At 73.4% G+C, this 17,733-nt stretch carries 10 protein-coding genes and 2 pseudogenes; 6 read left to right on the forward strand and 6 right to left on the reverse strand.

The window, feature by feature from the left end; genetic code table 11:
* Positions 1-40: 40 nt before the first annotated feature.
* From NRF20_RS01585 to NRF20_RS01610, 6 genes and pseudogenes are all read right to left on the reverse strand, one after another.
* Complete coding sequence (locus NRF20_RS01585) at positions 41-1,912, reverse strand: hypothetical protein (RefSeq protein WP_413751822.1); 1,872 nt, start codon at positions 1,910-1,912, stop codon at positions 41-43.
* Positions 1,909-5,682, reverse strand: coding sequence for a vWA domain-containing protein (locus tag NRF20_RS01590; RefSeq protein ID WP_413751823.1), 3,774 nt, complete (start codon positions 5,680-5,682; stop codon positions 1,909-1,911). Before NRF20_RS01590 ends, NRF20_RS01585 begins: the two co-directional genes overlap by 4 nt.
* Complete coding sequence (locus NRF20_RS01595; protein ID WP_413751824.1) at positions 5,679-6,833, reverse strand: ATP-binding protein; 1,155 nt, start codon at positions 6,831-6,833, stop codon at positions 5,679-5,681. Before NRF20_RS01595 ends, NRF20_RS01590 begins: the two co-directional genes overlap by 4 nt.
* Before the next feature lie 138 nt (positions 6,834-6,971).
* The gene (locus NRF20_RS01600; RefSeq protein WP_413751825.1) at positions 6,972-11,891 is read right to left on the reverse strand and encodes a DNA-binding protein; all 4,920 of its coding nucleotides are present in this window, start codon (positions 11,889-11,891) and stop codon (positions 6,972-6,974) included.
* Complete coding sequence (locus tag NRF20_RS01605) at positions 11,888-12,754, reverse strand: DUF4132 domain-containing protein (protein ID WP_413751826.1); 867 nt, start codon at positions 12,752-12,754, stop codon at positions 11,888-11,890. The genes NRF20_RS01600 and NRF20_RS01605 overlap by 4 nt, the downstream gene beginning before the upstream one ends.
* 538 nt (positions 12,755-13,292) lie before the next feature.
* Positions 13,293-13,562: pseudogene (locus NRF20_RS01610) on the reverse strand (transposase); the annotation flags it as partial.
* Positions 13,563-13,917: 355 nt separating this feature from the next.
* Between NRF20_RS01610 and NRF20_RS01615 the strand changes: the two are divergent.
* From NRF20_RS01615 to NRF20_RS01640, 6 genes and pseudogenes are all read left to right on the forward strand, one after another.
* The gene (locus NRF20_RS01615) at positions 13,918-14,406 is read left to right on the forward strand and encodes a hypothetical protein (RefSeq protein ID WP_398634206.1); all 489 of its coding nucleotides are present in this window, start codon (positions 13,918-13,920) and stop codon (positions 14,404-14,406) included.
* A 206-nt stretch (positions 14,407-14,612) separates the two neighbouring features.
* Positions 14,613-14,750, forward strand: coding sequence for a hypothetical protein (locus NRF20_RS01620; RefSeq protein ID WP_413751827.1), 138 nt, complete (start codon positions 14,613-14,615; stop codon positions 14,748-14,750).
* Between the two features lie 67 nt (positions 14,751-14,817).
* On the forward strand, positions 14,818-16,350 hold the full coding sequence (locus tag NRF20_RS01625; protein WP_398634204.1) for an ISKra4 family transposase: 1,533 nt from the start codon (positions 14,818-14,820) through the stop codon (positions 16,348-16,350).
* 159 nt (positions 16,351-16,509) lie between these two features.
* Complete coding sequence (locus NRF20_RS01630; protein WP_398634203.1) at positions 16,510-16,635, forward strand: hypothetical protein; 126 nt, start codon at positions 16,510-16,512, stop codon at positions 16,633-16,635.
* Positions 16,636-16,984: 349 nt separating this feature from the next.
* Positions 16,985-17,164: a hypothetical protein gene (locus tag NRF20_RS01635; RefSeq protein ID WP_398634202.1), complete on the forward strand. Its 180-nt coding sequence runs from the start codon at positions 16,985-16,987 to the stop codon at positions 17,162-17,164.
* A 172-nt stretch (positions 17,165-17,336) separates the two neighbouring features.
* A pseudogene (locus tag NRF20_RS01640) lies at positions 17,337-17,720 on the forward strand (IS5/IS1182 family transposase); the annotation flags it as partial.
* Positions 17,721-17,733 lie beyond the last annotated feature (13 nt).

The following is a 17,733-nucleotide window of genomic DNA, read 5'->3' on the forward strand; positions in this document are numbered from 1 at the left end:
CACCGGGCGGCCCAGGCGGCCCGGTGGGCTCAGCGGTAGGTCACGACCAGGAAGCGGCCACCAGCGAGCGTTCCGCAGCCGCCAGGTGCACGGCCGAGGCGAGCCAGGCCCTCGCGTAGGCGTCGGCCGAGGGGTCGGTCAGCCGGCCGAAGGTGTCGCGGGGGCGGCGGCCCGCCTCCGTTGTCAGGGCCTGTGCGAGGTGGGCCGCTACGCCGAGTTCCGCCCGGGTCAGGCGGGCTGAGAGCGAGGCCGCATCCGTCCCGCGGCCCGCCTCAGCCACGGCACGGCGACCGCCCGCGACGCCCGTCTCCAGCAGGCGCCGGACACGCCACAGCGGTGCCTCCGCCAGCGGGTCGGGGCCCGCGGTGACCGGCCCGCAGTCCGCGGATCCTGCCGTCTCGCGGGGGAAGTGCTCGCCCTGGAGCCGGTCGTATCCCAGGTCGGCACGGCCCTTCCACGCGTCCGGCAGCCGCAGCGTGGCGGACGCCCCCGGCACCGGCCCGACCGCCAGCGGCCGGAGCGTCGCCGCCCGGTCCAGGTCGGGACGGCCGAGCACACGCAGGGCGAGCCCCGGGTGTTCGGCGATCCGGCGCAGGTTGGCGGCGTGCGGCAGCTCCGGGTGGGGGTGTGCGGGGCGGAGCCGCAGCAGCGGTCCCTCACCGGCGACGCGGACGACGACAGAGTCGCCGGCCGCACCGATCACCTCGACGTCGCAGCCCAGCAGACTCGGCGCCGTCCTGCCGGGCCCGCCCACCTCGGGCGCGCCGTCGGCGAGCACAGCGGCCATCGCTTCCTGCACCGGTCGGGTGAAGAGGGCGGCGGCGGGTTCCTCGGACCAGTCCACCCCGCGCAGTGGCGTCGCGCTGACCCCCCGCCCTGCCCCGAGCCGCCCGTCCGCGGAGACGGTCGCGCCGACGATCCGCAGACCCCCGCGCGCCAGCCCGGCGTGGTCGAGGACGGCACCGCCGAGCGCCACGGACGCGGACCCCGCACCCTTCACGCGGGCGAGGCCACCGGGGCGCACGTCGGACACCGTGTAACCGGCGCCGTCCGAACCGACCAGGTGCGTGGTCACTCCGCCATACCCCGTCGCGGACAGCACCGGCTCCCGGCACAGGCCGTACACCCGCAGGCTGCCGCCCTGTTCGTAGACCCGGCGCGCGGAGCCCGCCGCATCCGTGTCGGCCGACCCGGAGGCGAGCAGGGCGGTGCCGGCCAGCAGCTCACGGAAGGCTCCGGTGAGGTCGGCGAGACGTTGTCCCTCGCTCCGCTCCCGCGCGGCCCTCAGGCTCCGTACGACTCGCAGCGCGGCCGCTTCGGCCCGCGGCAGCCCGGCCAGCCGCGCAGTGTGGGCGGCGCGGAGCAGCTCGGCCTGCACCACGGCGCCGCCCGCCGTGACGCCGGCGGACAGGGCTTCGGCGGCGGCGTCCCACAGCGCCGTGGCGGCAAGGACCTGCGCCGCGGTGAGGGCGGCCGGCGAGACCACCGTGGCCGCAACGTCGGCGGCGGGGGTGTTGGGTGCGGGCTCCTCGGGGCCCGCACCCGTGTCGGAGGCTGTGCCCGAGCCTGCGGCCTTACCCGTACCCGAGTCGTCACCCCCGCCCGCGTCGCCCTCCCCATCGGCGATGGGTGCCGCGCCCAGGACCGCGGCCCGGTGCAGGCAGCGCGGGGCCAACAGGCAGGTGCACACGGCCTGTTCCGCGTTCATGACCGTGCCGGACGGGCCCGGGCTCAGCGTGACCGTGGTGTCCTCGCCGAAGTGGACCTCGACCGCCCCGTCGGCCGTGGCGGAGGCCTGGCCGGCGCAGCCAGAGATCGCCGCGTCGAGTTTCTTGCGCAGCCGTGCGCTGAGCTGCTCCACGGCATCGGCGAGGACGTCGGGGGCGACAGGAGGCAGGAGTTCGGTGCTCAACGGGGTTCTCCACGGAGGCGGTCGCCCACCCAGCGGGCGAGTTCGAGCGGGCTGAGGGCGGCCACCGGCATACCGGCCGCGACGAGTTGGCGCGCCACGGACACCGAGTAGCGCGGCGTGCCGGTGTCATCGAGCGCCGCGCAGCCCAGCAGGTGGGCGCCGGAGGACGCCAGGGCACGCACCTCGCCCAGCAGCCCGCCGAGCGGTGCGCCCTCCTCGAAGTCGCTGACCACGACGACCAGCGTGCGGCTCGGCACGGTGATCAGCGAACGCGCGTGCGCGAGACCGGCCGCGATGTGCGTACCGCCGCCGACCCTGACTTCCAGCAGCAGCGACAGCGGATCCTCGACCCGGTCGGTCAGGTCGATCACCTGCGTGGAGAAGGCCAAGAAGTGCGTGGACAAGGTCGGAACCCCGCCGAGGACCGCGGCCGTCAGCGCCGACCAGATCACCGATGCCTCCATCGAGCCGGAGACATCGACGACGAGAACCAGGCGCCAGTCCGCCTCCTTGCTCGCCCTCGTGCTGAACAGCGGGCGCTCAGGTACGACGACGAGCCGGCCGTCCTCCGTCCGCCGGGTGTGGGCGAGATTGGCCCGCAGGGTACGGGCGAGGTCGAGGCGCCCGCCGGGCCGTCGGGTCGGGCGCGGGGTGGCCAGGCCGGTGAGCGCCGGGCGCAGGCGGGTGGCCAGCTCCCGGGACAGCTCGTCGACGAGCCGCTTCACCAGCGGACGCAGCCGGGCGAGTTGGGCCTCGGGCATGCCTCCGGCCAGGGACAGCACCGAACCGAGCAGCTCCACCGACGGGCGTACCGACGCCGGATCGAGCTGCGCGAGCACGTCGGTGCGACCCGCGTCGGCAGCCTCCGCGAGGACCTCCTCGCGTACGTCGGTGCCGAAGAGGGCCTCCAGTTCCTGCGCCCACTCCCGCGCCGTGGGGAAGGACGGGTCCTGACCGCCGCCTTGACCTGGTGCGCCGCCGGCCAGGTCCTGGGCGCCTTCGCCGCGCCCGCGGCCGTAGAGCTCGTCCAGGGCGTGGGCGTAGCGGCGCGCGTCGCGGGTGAGCCGTTCCTTGTGGCGGCCGAGCAGCAGCCGCCAGCGGTCGGCACGGCCGAGCCGTCGGTCCGCGTCGTCCGCGGCAACGCTGTCCGCTGCGGGTGGGGGTACGGGGCGGGGATTGCCGGCCGAGGCCGAGCCCGGGTCCGTTCCTGAGTCGGTGTCCGCGGCTGGCAGGCCCAGGGCCTTCAGCGCTGCCGATCCGGCCGCGTCGGCCGCCGCCCACAGGGCGAGCAGCTCGGGCGGGGCGTCGAGTGACAGGTCGAGCCGGTCGCCGAGCCGCTCCGTCACGGTGGTGAGCAGCCTGTCGCGCGCGGCCGGGGTCAGCGTGTCGAAGCCGCCGCGCAGGGCCGGGAGCCGGTCGAGGAAGTCCTGGTCGGTCAGCGCGTCGATCCGGTCCATGAGCACGGCGAGCGTGTCCGGCGACGCTTGGAGCAGGGGACCGGCGGCTGTGAGCAGCCCGGCAAGACGCTTCGCCAGCGCCCGGCGCGTGTCCGGAGCCGTGGCCCCGTCGATCCAGCCGGCCGTACGCTCGCCCAGCCCGGCCGCGTCGTCCAGGTCGAGCAGCACGCGTACGGCCAGGGCCGCGCCCTGGATGAGCGGGGAGCCCTCGGCCGCCAGCTCGGCGAGCGCCCGGTCCAGTCGCAGGCCCAGATGACGGGCGGCCGTCCGGTCCGCCAGCGCCACCAGCGCCCCGGCGTCGGCTCCGCTGTCGCTCCCGGCGAGGCCGGGCAGGGCCCGGACCGCGGCGTCGAGGAGTTCCTCCGTGAGGGCGCCGGCCGTCGTGCGGGCGTCCTGCAGCGTCTCGGGGTAGTGGCCGCGCCGCAGTCCCTCCAACAGGTCCAGGGCCTGGAGGAGCTCGGGCAGGTCGGCGCTGTCGGGCAGCACGACGGAGGCCTCGTGCAGGCGTGCGTCGACCAGTTCGGGCAGGCCGCAGCGCGCGGCGGCGGTCAGCCCGGTGAGGATCTGGGCCGGAGTGGGGCCACCCTCGGCGGCCTCGTGGCGCGCAGTCGCGGCGAGCGTACCGGCGGCGGCCTGGGCCGCGGTCACCCCGCGCACGCCCGCGAGGTCGAGGCGTGCGGGCACGGACGGCGTCCACGTCAGACGCCACCTGGTGCCGAGCGCGGTGCCGTCGCCCGTGCCCGCCACGTCCAGGGGTTCGCCGTACGAGGCGCCGATCACCAGCAGCCGCTGGAGCAGCACTTCGCGGCGGCCGTCCAGCGGTGAACGGAGCGGGTCGAGGCGCAGGTCGCGGCGGTCGGGGTCGTCCGGTCGGGGCAGCCGCAGTTCCGCGAGTTCGGTCTCGACCGAGGGGCCGAGACCGGACCGGGGTGCGTGCGGGCTGATCCGGCCGCGTGCGGTGCCGACGAACACGGCCTCCAGCGCGCGGGCCAGGGCCCGGCCCCGGCCGAGCGGTTCGCCCTGGCCGAGGACAGTGGTGACGGCCTCCAGGAGTTCGCCGCGTCCGGGCGCGGGCAGTCCGCGCAGAGCGGCCAGGTCGCAGGCCAGGCGCAGCGTCTCGGCGCCTTCGCCGGTCCCCGCGGTGTGACCGTTGCGGCGCATTTCGCGGCACAGGCCGGTCACCGCGTCGGCAGCCGCCTCCCGGATCCGTTCCGGATCGCCGGCGGCGGTGAGCACCGCCTGCTGCCACAACGGGTCGCGGATTCCAGCCGGGTAGCCGGACCGGGAGTCGAGCAGGTCGAAGGAGTACGGCACGAGCGAGGTCACCGCCGAGCCGTCGGTCGCTGCGGCGCCCTCTCCCCCGGCCCTGCCGGCCGCCCAAACCCCTGCCGCGCCCGTATCGGACCCCCACGTGCCGGGCCCCGCACCGCGCGGGGCGGCCTCGGACGGGACGGCCGCCCGCCCCGTAGCGCCGGAGACACCCGCCGTCCCTGCCCCGGCCTCCGCTCCGGCATCCGCCTCCGTGGACGCGAGAAGCGCGGGTGCGTGGAACGCGCCGATCACGGCTGCCACCCGACGCCCGTCCGCCGAGGCAGAGGCGATCACCTGCCGCATCCGTTCCTCCCGCGCCAGGTCGGCGGCGGGTACGGCGGCGTCGGCGCGCAGGGCCCAACCCACGCCCAGTGCGGCTCGGCGCACCGCGTCCGGAGCGCACCCCGGAGCCAGCACCTCCACCGCGCGGTCCCACAAATCGTCACCGTCCCGGCCGGTCCCGGCGGCGGCGAGCGCCTCGGCGTACGAGCGCCGCACCCGCGTCGTCCCGTCGCCAGGAGCAGGGTCAGGACTGGCGCCGGGACCGGCGTCGAGCGCACCCGTAGCCCCCAAGGGCGCATCGGCCTCCGGACGTACGGCCTCGTTCCCGTCCCGCTCGCGCACCGGCCCGAGTGCCCCCGCCGACCAGCGCGGGTCGCCGAGGGGAAGGTCGCAGCACACGACCTCCACCCCGCGGTTTCTGGCCCAGCGGACCGCGGCGAGCTCCGGTGAGAAGTCCGCGAACGGGTAGAACGAAAGCCGTCCTCCCTCGCCCGCCCCGGCCAGGGCGACCGGGGTGACGGTTTCGGGGTCCGCCAGGTGTTCCAGCCAGGGCTGGAAGTCGGTCGGCAGCTCGACGCAGACCACCTCGGCCCGTGCCTCTTCCAGCAGGGCGGGTACCACCGCGGCCAGCGCCGGACTGTGGTGGCGCACTCCCAGCAGGTACGGCACACGCGATGCGGCCAGTGCGTCCACGGCCGTCCGTGGATCGACGGTCGTCAACGCAGGCTCCCGCGCAGGTCCCAGAGCCGGCGCCACATCGCCGAGCCGTTCTCGGCGCGGCGGCGCACCGGGCCGTCCCAGTAGCCCAGCAGCCGTGCGTGGTCGGCGGGGTCGTCCTTGCGGACCACGCCGAGCAGATGTCCCGGCAGCAGGTCGAGCACGTCCTCGCCGGGCAGGTAGGCGGCCGCGACCCCCAGCGACGCCGCCACCTGGACGGCCTCGGCGGTGGACATCACCGTGCCCGGCCGCTCCACGTCCCAGCCCTCGTTGGAGCGGCCGGAGCGCAGGTCGCGGAAGACGGTGACGAGGGCGTCGAGGACGGCGTCATCGACGGCGAAGGCCGCGCCCGCCCGCTGCACGGCGGCGACAGCCTGGCGGCGTATCAGGACCGCCTCGGCGTCGGCGTCGGCGATCGGGTCGACGGTCTCGAAGTTGAAACGGCGCTTCAGCGCGGCCGACATCTCGGAGACACCCCGGTCGCGCAGGTTGGCGGTGGCGATGACGGTGAAGCCGGGGGCGGCGCGGACGACCGCGTCCTCGGTGGAGGTCAGCTCGGGTACGCTGATCCGCCGGTCCGACAGGATGGAGACGAGGGCGTCCTGAACCTCGGGCAGACAGCGGGTGATCTCCTCGACCCGCACCACCCGTCCGGCCCGCATGGCGGCGAGGACCGGGGAGTCCACCAGGGCCTGCGGGGTGGGGCCCTGGGCGAGCAGCAGAGCGTAGTTCCAGCCGTAGCGGAATGCTTCCTCGGTGGTGCCCGCCGTGCCCTGCACCGTCAGGGCGCTGGTCCCGCTGACAGCGGCCGCGAGCAGCTCCGACACCATCGACTTGGCCGTACCGGGCTCACCGGTGAGCAGCAGCCCGCGCTCTCCGGCGAGGGTGACCACACAGCGTTCGACCAGCGCGCGCTCGCCGACGAACTTCGGGGCGATCACCAGCTTCGACGGCAGACCGGCGCGACGCCGGGGCAGGGCCAGCTCCACACCGTCGCTGCCGCAGACGAACGTGACCACCGCGCGAGGAGTGAGCGCCCAGCCGGGCGGCCGCGGCCCGGGGTCCTGGGCGGCGAGGAAGGCGAGTTCGGCGGCGTGGCGCTCCTCGGCCGGCTGGCCCTGCCGGACGGGTGCGGTCTGTTCGGTGACGGTCATGCGGGTTTCCTTCGTCATGGTTCGACAGGTGTTCATACGGGTCGGGGACCGGCGCGGCGCACCCGGGGGCGGGCGCGCCGCGCCGTGCTGACGACGGGTGGCCGGTCAGCGGCGGCTCAGGTGCCGTTCGGCGGCGCCTCAGCGGCGGCGCCTGGTACGCCGCACCTTCAGCTCCTCGAAGCGCGGGAGGTCGCCGTCGAGGATCCGCTGCCAAGCCCGGGCGAACAGCTCCGCGGCCGGTTCGGTCGGCACCAGGGCGCCCAGCACCGGCCGGCCGCCCGTGGCCACCCCGTACATCGGCAGCTTCCACTGCTCGACGGGCAGGACGGGCGCCGACTGCTCCGCCCAGGCGCCCGGCAGGACCAGCGAGCGTCCCGCCCGGGCCCGTACGCCCGACACCACCAGGTCGGTCTCGGCCAGTTCGGCCCGCGCCGTCTTGAGACGGGCCGGCTTCCACCCCGTCCATCGCGCGGTGTTGCGGTCCGTCGGGTCGGGCATGGCCAGCAGCATCAGGTACAGCGTCGCCGCGTCGGCGGTCAGACCGTGTGCCTCGGCGACCTCGGCCACCCGCTCGGGCACCGAACGAGACGGATCCTGCGGCCACCACAGGCCCTCGTCGTCCGCCGTGCCGGCCACGGGAACGCCCGGGTCGGCCAGCAGCCGTGCGAACGCCGGATCGTACGCCCACCGCAGGGCCGTCTCGACCCCGGTCGGCTGCTGATCGGCACCCCGCAGTGCCACCAGATACGGGTCGGAGCCGGTGGAGTCCAGCAGGGCGGGCCGTACGGCCGGCTGGGGCTGGCCGTCCTGCGTGGCCATGAGCACCGCGCCGTACCGCTCATGGTCCGGTGCCGTCTCCGTCGGGGCGCCGGCCACCTTCCGGAAGTCCGCGAGGCTCGTGTAGTGCCCGGCGGAGAGCAGCAGTTCGGGTGCCGCAAGACGCTGCCGCACGGCGGTCAGCGCACTCGGCAGCGCCGCCCGCACCGGATCGCCGGCGGGCAGCCGGTGGGCCAGCCAGGCCGTCAGGCTCATCGAGCCGACCAGCACCGCCGAGGTGAACGGCGCATCGGCGGGGGACGCCGTCGCCGGGTGATCGCCCTCGATGCGCCACGGCACGTCGACGCCGAGCTCCGGCGACGACGCCGGTTCCAGCAGCGCCGGGAGCGCCCGGTGCACGGGCCAGCCGCTGCGCGCGGCGCGCGCGGCCTCCGCCGCCAGCCAGTCGGGCACCTGCCGGCGCCGTCCCACCTTCTCGTTCCACACGGCGGCCGCCGACGCCACGTCCGGGCCCTCGCTCCACAGCCGTGCCGGGTCGTCGGGCAGGAGCGCCGCGAGCACCGCCCGGCGTACCTCGACAGGGAGCGCGCGCAGTTCGTCGCGGGCGTGTCCCGCCTCGGCCACCTTCAGCCCGAGCGCCTTGCGCAGCTCGGTCGGCAGGAAGTTGTTCTCCCAGCTGTCCACGTCGGGCATGCCCACGAGAACGATCCGGGCCAGCGTCCGGGACACACCGGTGAGGCGGCTGAACTCGTCGGCGGCCTCCGGCAGGAAGGGCACCACCTCACGGGACCGCGCCTCCCCGAGGAAGCCGGTCAGCCAGTCGGCGCCGCGCACCCGATCGCCCACCGGCGCGTCACTGCTCACGGTGTAGGGGTTGGGCACCTCGAAACGGCCGCTCGGATCGTGGAGCAGCGCGCCGAACTCCCACCCGTCGTCGACGCCGGAGTTGTGCTCGGCGATGCCGAGCACAGCACCGCCGCCCAGGGGCAGCACACTGCGGTGCGCGACGTTGCGCTGCTGGCCGTCCGGCGTGTGCAGGTGGGCCGTCGCCAGGCGGACCAGGACCCGGCGCCAGTGACCGGCCGAGGCCGCCGTCGAGGCCAGCCCCAGCGCGTCCACCCGGCCGAGGACTTCGAGCAGGGCTGCCCGGTGTGCCGGGTCGCTGCCGGGCGCGACAGCCCGGTAGGCGATCGCGGCCGGCTCGTCCAAGAGCGAGACGAACGGCAGTCCCGAGTAGGGCAGCGACGGCAGATCGAAGTGCAGCCGGCCCGGCAGCGCCGTAGCGGCGGTGTCCGCGCGCACGGACGCCAGAGTCTCCAGGTATCGGTGGGTCACGTCGGTGTCCGCGCCGTAGCGGTAGTAGCCGGTATTGACGATGCCGTGCAGCGCCTTGGCGAGCACGTGGTCGCTCGGTCCCTGGACCCGGACCTCCGTGGGCTCGGCGGCGGGGTCGAGCCGTGCGGCCACGGCGTCCAGTGCCTTCTGCTGCCGCACCGCGAAGCGCAGCACCTTCACCACGCCGGCGACCAGCTCGGGTGCCGAGACCTGCGGCAGCGCGGCGCTCACCAGCTCGGGCAGGTCCGCCACCCGCTCCGCGAGCACAGCCGCCTTCAGCAGGACGCCGGCCGACTCCGCGTCGGCGCCCCGCAGCGCCGCCGACCCCTGCGGATCACGCGCGCGCAGCATGTACAGGTACGGCAGCGGCGGCAGGGCCTGAGCCGCGGTCCCGTACAGCTCGTTGCGGTGGTCGCACTGGGCCGACGTCGTGACCGTGCCCTCCGGGTCGCTGAGCAACAGCTCGCGCCACTGCTGGGTCAGTGCCCGCGGCCGGTCGTCGCCGGGGAACGTCAGCGCGGCGACCGGCCTGTCGGCGCCCTTCGGAAGGGTGACGACCCGTCCGGTGGTGTCCTCGCCGTGGTGGCCGCCGTCGGACAGCCGCACGACACGCCAGCCGAGGAGCCCGTCCGCGGACGTCCTCTGGGCCGAACCCGCCACCGCCGGGGCGGGCCGCAGCCGGCACGAGCCGGCCGCCAACTCGGCCCCGGGGGCGTGCCGCAGCAGCGCGTCGGCGAGGAAACCGGGCTGCGAGCGCCGGCCGTACGCACCGCCCACGGGGTCGTATTCGAGCCAGCCGCCCTTGTCCTCCCCGTCCCTGTCCTGCCACACCCAGTACGACGTGCCGTCGGACAGCAGCGCGCGCTCCGCGGGCAGCTTCGTGTCGCCGCTGTGGAGGACCCCGCCGCCGGTGGTGCGGCCGCCGCCGGGCAGCTGCAGGCTGAGGTGGTCCGAACGCATGGCCCAGGAGCCGGCGCCGGCTCCTGCGAGAGCGAACACCGTGTCGGGCGCGGTGTGCCAGTAGCCTTGCGGCTCGCCGCGACCGTACGTGTTCCAGAACACCAGCAACGCACCGTCCACGTAATGGAAGCCCGTCCGCCACACGGACGTGGTGGGCAGCCGCAGATCGTGCACGAGAACGGTGGAGTCGGCGTCGATGACGCGCACCTGCGTCGCGTTGGCCACGATCAGATACGGCCAGGCCTCGACGACCGTCAGACCCTCGGTGGTGTGGTGGCCCGGTGCCAGCTCCGTCAGCGCCTCCTCCCACGCCGGCCAGCGCAGCTCCTCCCACAGACCGCCCCGAAGCGTGCGCGCCACGGCCTCGCCGAGATCGGCACCGGCTGCGGCCGCGACCTCCTGCGGCGCGAGCGCGAGAGCCTCGGAGGGCAGCCACGAAAGCCGCTCGATCGCCTGCGGAAGTCCGGGCAGCCCGGCCGCCACCGACGAGGCGGCCACCTCGCGCATCCACTCGGTGAGCATCGGGCGGCCGCCGGGCGAGGCGGCCAGCCGCCGCATCACGTCCGCACCGGAGGACGCGCTGTTGTAGCTGTTCGCCCCGCGCCCGAAGGCGGGCCGGAAGCGCGGGTCGGCCGCCAGCGCGACCAGGTCCCGCGGCTCCTCACCGCGGGCCCAGTCCGACAGGCTCAGGGCGCTGCCGCGCTGGTGGTGGGCGGACTTCTCCCCGGGGTCGGCGACCGCGATCTCCAGCGAGAGCAGGAGGTCCAGCAGGTTCACGTCCTCGACACCGATCCACATGAACCGCTCGCCCTCGGGCCGCGCCGCCAGATCGGCACGCAGCCGGCCGGCCGCCCGCTCGACCAACTCCAGCAGGGCGGGCGGCGTCGGGCGCGGCCCCCAACCGCGATGCCGGGCACGGTGAAAGCGCTCCAGCCAGCCCGCCGCGCCGTCGGAGCACTGCTCCTCCTGCGGCAGGCCGGCGTCCTCGAGACCGGCGTCGGCCCCCGACTCCGCCATGATTCCCAGCCACAGCTCGGTCATATCCCCGTTGTCCCCGGGCGGGGTCATCGACAGCAGCGTGCCCCGCACGGACGGAACGCGCCGGGCCAGCGCGACCAGCGCGCCGCGGTGCGACTTCCACCAACCGGCGGCGGCCCGCAAGGTGGCCGGCAGCGGAAGGAGCTCGGCGAGGTAGTCCTGCTCCGCCTCGTTGCCGGACAGGGCCGCGGCGCGGGCGAGCCGCTTCAGCTCGACCGCGGCCTGGGCGGACGGCGCGAGACCGCCGGCGGTCCGGCGCACGCACAGCCGCCGGAACCGCTCGTACGCCTCGACGGGCGCGAGCCGGGCCGACAGGTCCTTGCCGTAACCGGTCAGGACCTTCACCGGCAGCGCGCCGGCCAGGGCGAACTCCAGGAACAGGGCGTCGAGCCGGTCCTCGTCGACCGTCAGCCCGTGCTGCGCCTCGCTCGTGCGGGCACGGCCGAACAGCTGGCCGGCGTACGTGCTGTTCTCGACGCCGAGAAAGACCCGCGCGGCCTGCTCGTAGAAGACGGGCAGGAAGTGCGGGACGGCCGCGGCGAGCCGCCCGGCCAGCTCGTGGCAGGCGTCCAGGGCGGCCTTGGGCTTGGTCTTGGCCTGCCGGGCCAGCCGGTCCAGCTCCGGCACGACCGCCAGGGCGTGGTGCCCGTCCTCGGGGTGGTGCACCAGCACCCACTCGGGAAAGCCGAGTTCCTGGCGCCGGCCGAGACCGACCACGGCCGGCTCGCCCTGCGGCTCGAGTCCGAGGAAGCCGGCGGCGAGGTCCTCGGCGGGGCCCAGTTCGGCCGCGGCCAGCCGCACGACGACCCGATCCTCGCCGAGCACCGCGTGGCGATAGGCCCGTGCGGTCAGTTCGACCGCTGAGGGGCCCGCACCCCGAGCGTCGGCCGGGAGGACCGCGCCTGCCGCGAGCAGCTCCTTGTTGTCGTTCCCAACCGTCCCGGTCACGCGTCCCCACCCTCTTCGATCGTGCGGCCGGCGTACAGCGCAGCGGCCATGCGCATCCCCTCGGACCAGGCCACCGACCCGACCTCGGTCAGCCGCACCGCGCGGCCGTCCTCGTCGTGCCAGCTCAGCCCGCCGGTCTCCGACTCCCCGTCCCAGTACGGCTCGCCGATCCACACCGACGCCTCCGTGCTGCGGCCCCCATCACGTACTTTGCACGTGGCGTAGCCACCGGACACCCGGTAGCCGAGGCCTGTGGCGCGCGCCGCGAGACCGAACCGCGAGGTGAACTTCCCGCCCGCGTAGTCCCGTACCTCCGTCGCCGTCTCCGGACGCTCGGTATCCGGCCCGTCCGGCCTGGTCCAGGTCGCCCGGTGGATCTGCTCCACCTTCTGGGTGATGCCGAGGTCGGCCGCGAAGTCCCGTACGTCGTCCAGGTCCGGCAGGAGCACGGGGTGGGGAAGCGTCACCGTGCGCGGCGACAGCCGCACGGTCTCACCGTCGAGGTCGACCACCTTGAGCTCCCCGTCGCCGGTGACGTCCCGCAGGAAGCCGACCTCGTCCGGATCGTCGCCCACGACGGCCATGTCACGCAGCGCCGCCTGCCACGCCTCGTCCGGCCACACCCGCGCGATCAGCTCCGTCGGAACCGGAAGCGACGACACCATCCAGGCATCCACCTGAGCCACGCACGAGGCCGCGTGCCGGTCCAGCCACTCGGCCAGCTGCCTCAGCCGGTCGACCTCGGGACTGTCGCGCAACGCCTTCGGCGGCGCCTTCAACTGCCGCCCCCCGACTCGCCGTGCGACCACACGCCCGTCCTCGAGGGTGATCTCGTACCCCTCACCCGCTGCCAGCCACGCCATCAGCCGTGCCCCTCCGCCTGTCCATCAGATGTCAGCGCAGCCCGAAGCAAGGGCCACGAAGCCCCTGAACTGCGATATGAGGGGAGACTAACGAGGGCCACTGACAACGCAGGTTGGTCCGCGGTGCCCTCGCGGCGGCCTGGCAGGGATCTCGGTGCTGCCGGGGACGGTAGGCGTCGCGCCCGACGACGGGAGACGGTGCGGCCGACGGAACGTCAGCAGGGCGCTGCCCGGCTGCGAGCAGGACGCTGGCCGAGTGGTGCCTCCGTACGGCGGGCCGGCTTCGCGGCACACGCTCTACGTCGACGGCTGGTATGAAGACGATGCCGACTTCATGCCGGTCTGGGGCGCTCGGGAGCTCTACCTCGACGGTGACCGCACCTACGGCCGGATGGACGACCTCGTCGTGCTCGTCGACATGCGCACCGGTGCGGCGCGAGCGCCGACTCGCGAACTTCGACAAGTTCGCCCGCATGACGGAGATGGCGGCCGTCGAATGAGGGTCGTTGAGCGCCGCGCTCGTCGCCCTTGATGCGACAGCGAAGGCGGTCTCATCGGTGATGCCGGCCTGGCGGCAGCGTTCGCGGTCGTCCGTCCAGGACGTGGGCAGATACAGCCGGCGGTCGATCAACGTCCGACCGCGCTCGGCGGCGTATGCGAGAAAGACACCGACCTGGCAGTTCTCCGTCCGGCCCGCGGTGCCCGAGTACTGGCGCTGGACACCCGCCGACCGGGTCCCCTTCTTCAGGAAGCCGGTGTCGTCCACGATGAGCACGGCCTCGGGGTCGCCGAGGTGCTCAACGACGTAGGGTCATGGAACCTGTGGAGTGCCGGGCGAAGGCGGGCCAAGCGGTGGAAGGCGACCAACGCCTCCGGGAGGTTGCCCAGTTCGCCCACCGCGTTCCCTTCCTCGGCTGGCTCCGGCTGCTCAGCAGGAAACCAACCGAGGACGAACGACTCCAGAGCCCGAATCGGATCCGCGTCTACGTGGTCGACCCAGTCCACATCCGGCACCGGACCAGGTGCCGGGACCGGTCGGACCACGTCCAGCATCTCGCGGGTCAGCGGCTGGTCGAGCTCCAATGCGGCGTAGTCGAAGTTGGCAGGGTCCGACCGTCCCCTGCACCGCGCGGCGCCCAAGGGTAGGCAGCCACCAACCATCGGTGCTGGAGCAGCCCAAGCGCGCTTCCGGACCGTTCGGCGACCGGCTGGTCTTCGCCGTGCAGGACGAGGCTGGCATGGACTGGTCCATCCCGTGGCCGCTGGAGGGACCAGGCGCAGCCGATCCCCGCGTGTCGTGCATCGATGATCCCTGTGCTACGGAGCCGGAGACGTTCATCGAAGATGAGCCGCTGAGCCGCTTCCTCCTGCAGTTCACCCTCTACGAAGCCACGATTGCCGCCCCCTACCAGGCATGGACCTACTGCATGCCGACCGCGCGTCTGGACACGTTGTGGAACATGCTGCGGCCCATACCCCTGAGTCCATTTCTACCGACCTACACTGCCGAGAAGCTCTTCGTGGCCCCGGGGCTGCTGATGTCAGCCAGCATGGACGAGAACGAGGCGGTCGTAGCTTTCGGCGCACTCCACCGCGCGACCCTGACGCCCTTGCTTGAACACGGATTCCGCTGGTCCCGCTTCGATGGGTGAGGCGTGTACCCGTGGCGGGCCGCCGGCACTTGTGGTTCATCCCGTGCTGCGAAGGAATTGATTCGTACGTGCACCACGTGCACACATCAGGGCTTCTTCCGCGGGGTGGGCAGGTGGCTTTATCGAGCAGCAGTGAAGGCACTTCTCGATGGATTTGGGAGGCGCCTGCGGCGTCCCCATCCCGGTATCGACGAGTACGGGAGGCAGTGCCCACGGAGACCTCCGCGCCGGGGACCCAGGCGAAGCTGAAACGGCTGGTGGAACGAGGCTGGCTGGACGAGGACGCACCCGGCTTGTTCACCTCGTCCCACCGCCGGAGTCTGGATTCGTCCAACTCCCCGTAGAATCAGGGCTCTTCTCCCTACATTCGGAGGTGTCAACCAAACCGAACCAGGAGAGAAGAGCCCTGGGATGGAACAGTACGACACCGGCGCTGCCGCTGACCCGTTTGCCCGTTCGGTCGACGCCTTCGAGACGCTGACACGCACTCTGTCGGGCAGCTCGGCCGCCGGTTGGACCCACGCCGAGCTGGAGGAACAACTCGAGACGGCCGGGCGGGAGCTGATGCTGCTGCTGCAGGACCACCTCGACCTGCGGGCCCTGCGGGAGGAGGAACAGACCCGGAACGCGGGCCGTCCCCGCCCTGTCGGGCCGGACGGCATACCGCGGCCCTGGCGGGAGGCGAGACATTCCCGTCGGCTGGCCTGCCTGTTCGGGCTGGTGAGGGTTACTCGCGTCGCGCACCGGGGACCGGGCGTGTCCAACATCCACCCCGCCGACGAGACGCTGTCTCTGCCCGCGGGCCAGCACTCCATGGGACTGCGCCGCCTCGCCGTTACCGAAGCCGTCCGCGGCTCCTACGACCAGGCCCAGGCGGCGGTCGAACGACGCTGTGGGAAGGTCCTGGGCAAACGCCGCCTGGAAGAACTCGTCACCGAAGCTGCTGTCGACGTTGACGCGTTCTTTCGGGCGAGGATTCCGCTGCCGCGCAGTGCAGACATGCCCCTGGTGATCCAGGTCGGCGGAAAGGGCGTGGTCATGCGGCCCGATGCGCTCCGCGAGGCCACCCGTCGCGCGGCCCTCAAAGCCGCGGCCCAGGGACGGCGGGGCCGTCTCGCACCGGGTGAGAAACCCAACCGCAAGCGGATGGCCACCGTCGCCTGCGTATTCGACACCCGCCCCGCCCCACGCCGTCCCCACGACGTGATTGGCCCGCCCGAAGGCCGCAGTGGAGAACGCACCCACCGCCCGGGGTCGAAAGCGGAGGACAAGTGGCTCACCGCATCCCTGGTCCGCCCGCCCGAGCAGGTTGTCGCCGAAGCTTTCGCCCAGGCCCAGGCACGCGACCCGCACCATCAGCGGCCCTGGGTCGTGCTGGTCGGCGGAGCCCGTCACCAGCTCGACCTGATCCACACCGAGGCCGAACAGCACCAGATCCCCGTGCACATACTGCTCGACTTCGTGCATGTTTCTGAATACGTGTGGGCGGCCGCTCACACGTTCCACAAGCCCGGCAGCCGCGAGGCCGAAGCCTGGACCGCCGACCGTCTCACCGCGATCCTCGCAGGTCACGCCGCCCGCGTCGCTGACGGCATCCTCGCCCAGGCCGACCGGGAGAACCTCCCGCGCTCACGCAGCGAGGCTGTCACCGCATGCCACCGCTATCTCACCGGCCACCTCGACCAGCTCCGCTACGACACCGCGCTGGAAGCAGGCTGGCCCATCGCCACGGGAGCGGTTGAGGGCGCCTGCCGTCACCTCGTCGCAGACCGCCTCGACATCACCGGCGCCCGCTGGGGCCTGCGCGGAGCCGAAGCCGTCCTCCAACTCCGCGCCGTCACCAGCAACGGCGACCTCGACGCCTACTGGGCCTTCCACGCCGCCCGCGAGCACGAACGCCTCTACCCCACACCCGACCAGGCAACATTCGACCTCACGGCCTGATCCCGATCTTCACTCGAATCGAACTGCACCCATCTCGGCTTCAACGATGTCGAAGGCCGGTACTACCGGCTGTGGCAGCACAAGGCCCCCGAGAGGCTCCACACCGGCGACGCCATCTTCCTGCGCCCCAGCGACATCAACCAGATCATCAGCTACGCCATGATCTGGGTCCGCAACCACCCCGAAGATCCCCGCGGCTACGAACTCATCGACGAAGTCGCCGCCGGCTCGAAGGCGATCGTCATGCACTTCGCCCAGGCCGCCCAGGCCCCCGCGCAGCGTTAGGACGACGTCCCGCCCGCCCCGCGCCCCAGCCCCGAACGAAGGAGGCTAGGGCGCGGCGCTGTTCTTCCTGCCGGGCGGTCTGCTGCGCGAGGACCTGGCGGTCGATGTACGGGTCGACGGCGGCGAGGACCAGGCGCCGGAGTTCGGCCGGCTCCAGCGCTTCGACCTCCCACTGCACGGGGTGCTCGATGTCGAAGCCGTGACGGCGCGCGAAGGCTGGCCACCGGGGATCTCCACGCTTGCCCTCGGTCGCGGGCAGTGAGGTTCCCCCGCAGCTCGGGAGGCCTGGGCCGACCTCTACCTCGACCGAACCGCCGGGCTGGCTCAGCTGGAGGACCTCGTCACCGCTGTGCCGCACCGTAAGCAGGGCCACGGAGACACCCTGCTCGCCACAGGGCTGGCGTTGGCCGCCGCTGCCGGGATCCCGCAGCTCTTCCTCATCGCGGACGTGACCGACTGGCCGCGCGAGTGGTACTCCTGCCGCGGCTTCACCGAGCTCGGCCGCAGCTACTCCTTCCTCAACCGCTGACGGCGGGGATGAACCGGGGCCCACTGCTGCCGAGCACCCTGAGCCCGGGTTCGGCCGCAAACCAACGGCAGTGCGCCAACTTCCCCAAGGTGTATGCGAGTAGGCGATAGCAGGGCAGACACGGTTCGCCCGATCATGGAGCTCTCTATGCTTCATCATCACCGGGGGATCCGTGCCTGCTGTCCCATCATGCATTCTCGCCCCGATCCGCGACCAGTTCCTCGCGCTGCTGCCCGTGCGCGAGGACCGGCACCCGCTGGGCTGCCACAACCCGAGGATCAGCGATGCGCTCGTCTTCGACCGCCTGGTGCAGGTCCTGGTCTTCGGCTGTGGATACGAACGTGCCGCCGACGAGCACTGCTCGGCCACCACCTTGCGCCGGCGCCGCGACGAGTGGATCGCTGCTGGCGTGATGGAGACCTTGCGGCTGATCGCGCTCGCCGCCTACGACCGCATGATCGGCCTCGAACTCGACCGCCTGAGCGCCGATGGCTGCATCACCAAGGCGCCCTCTGGTGGCGAGTACGCCGGCAGGAGCCCGGTCGACCGAGCACGAGCGACGGCAAGGT

Source organism: Streptomyces sp. R-74717, assembly GCF_047305335.1.
In the GTDB taxonomy this organism is placed as follows: Bacteria; Actinomycetota; Actinomycetes; order Streptomycetales; family Streptomycetaceae; genus Streptomyces; species Streptomyces atratus.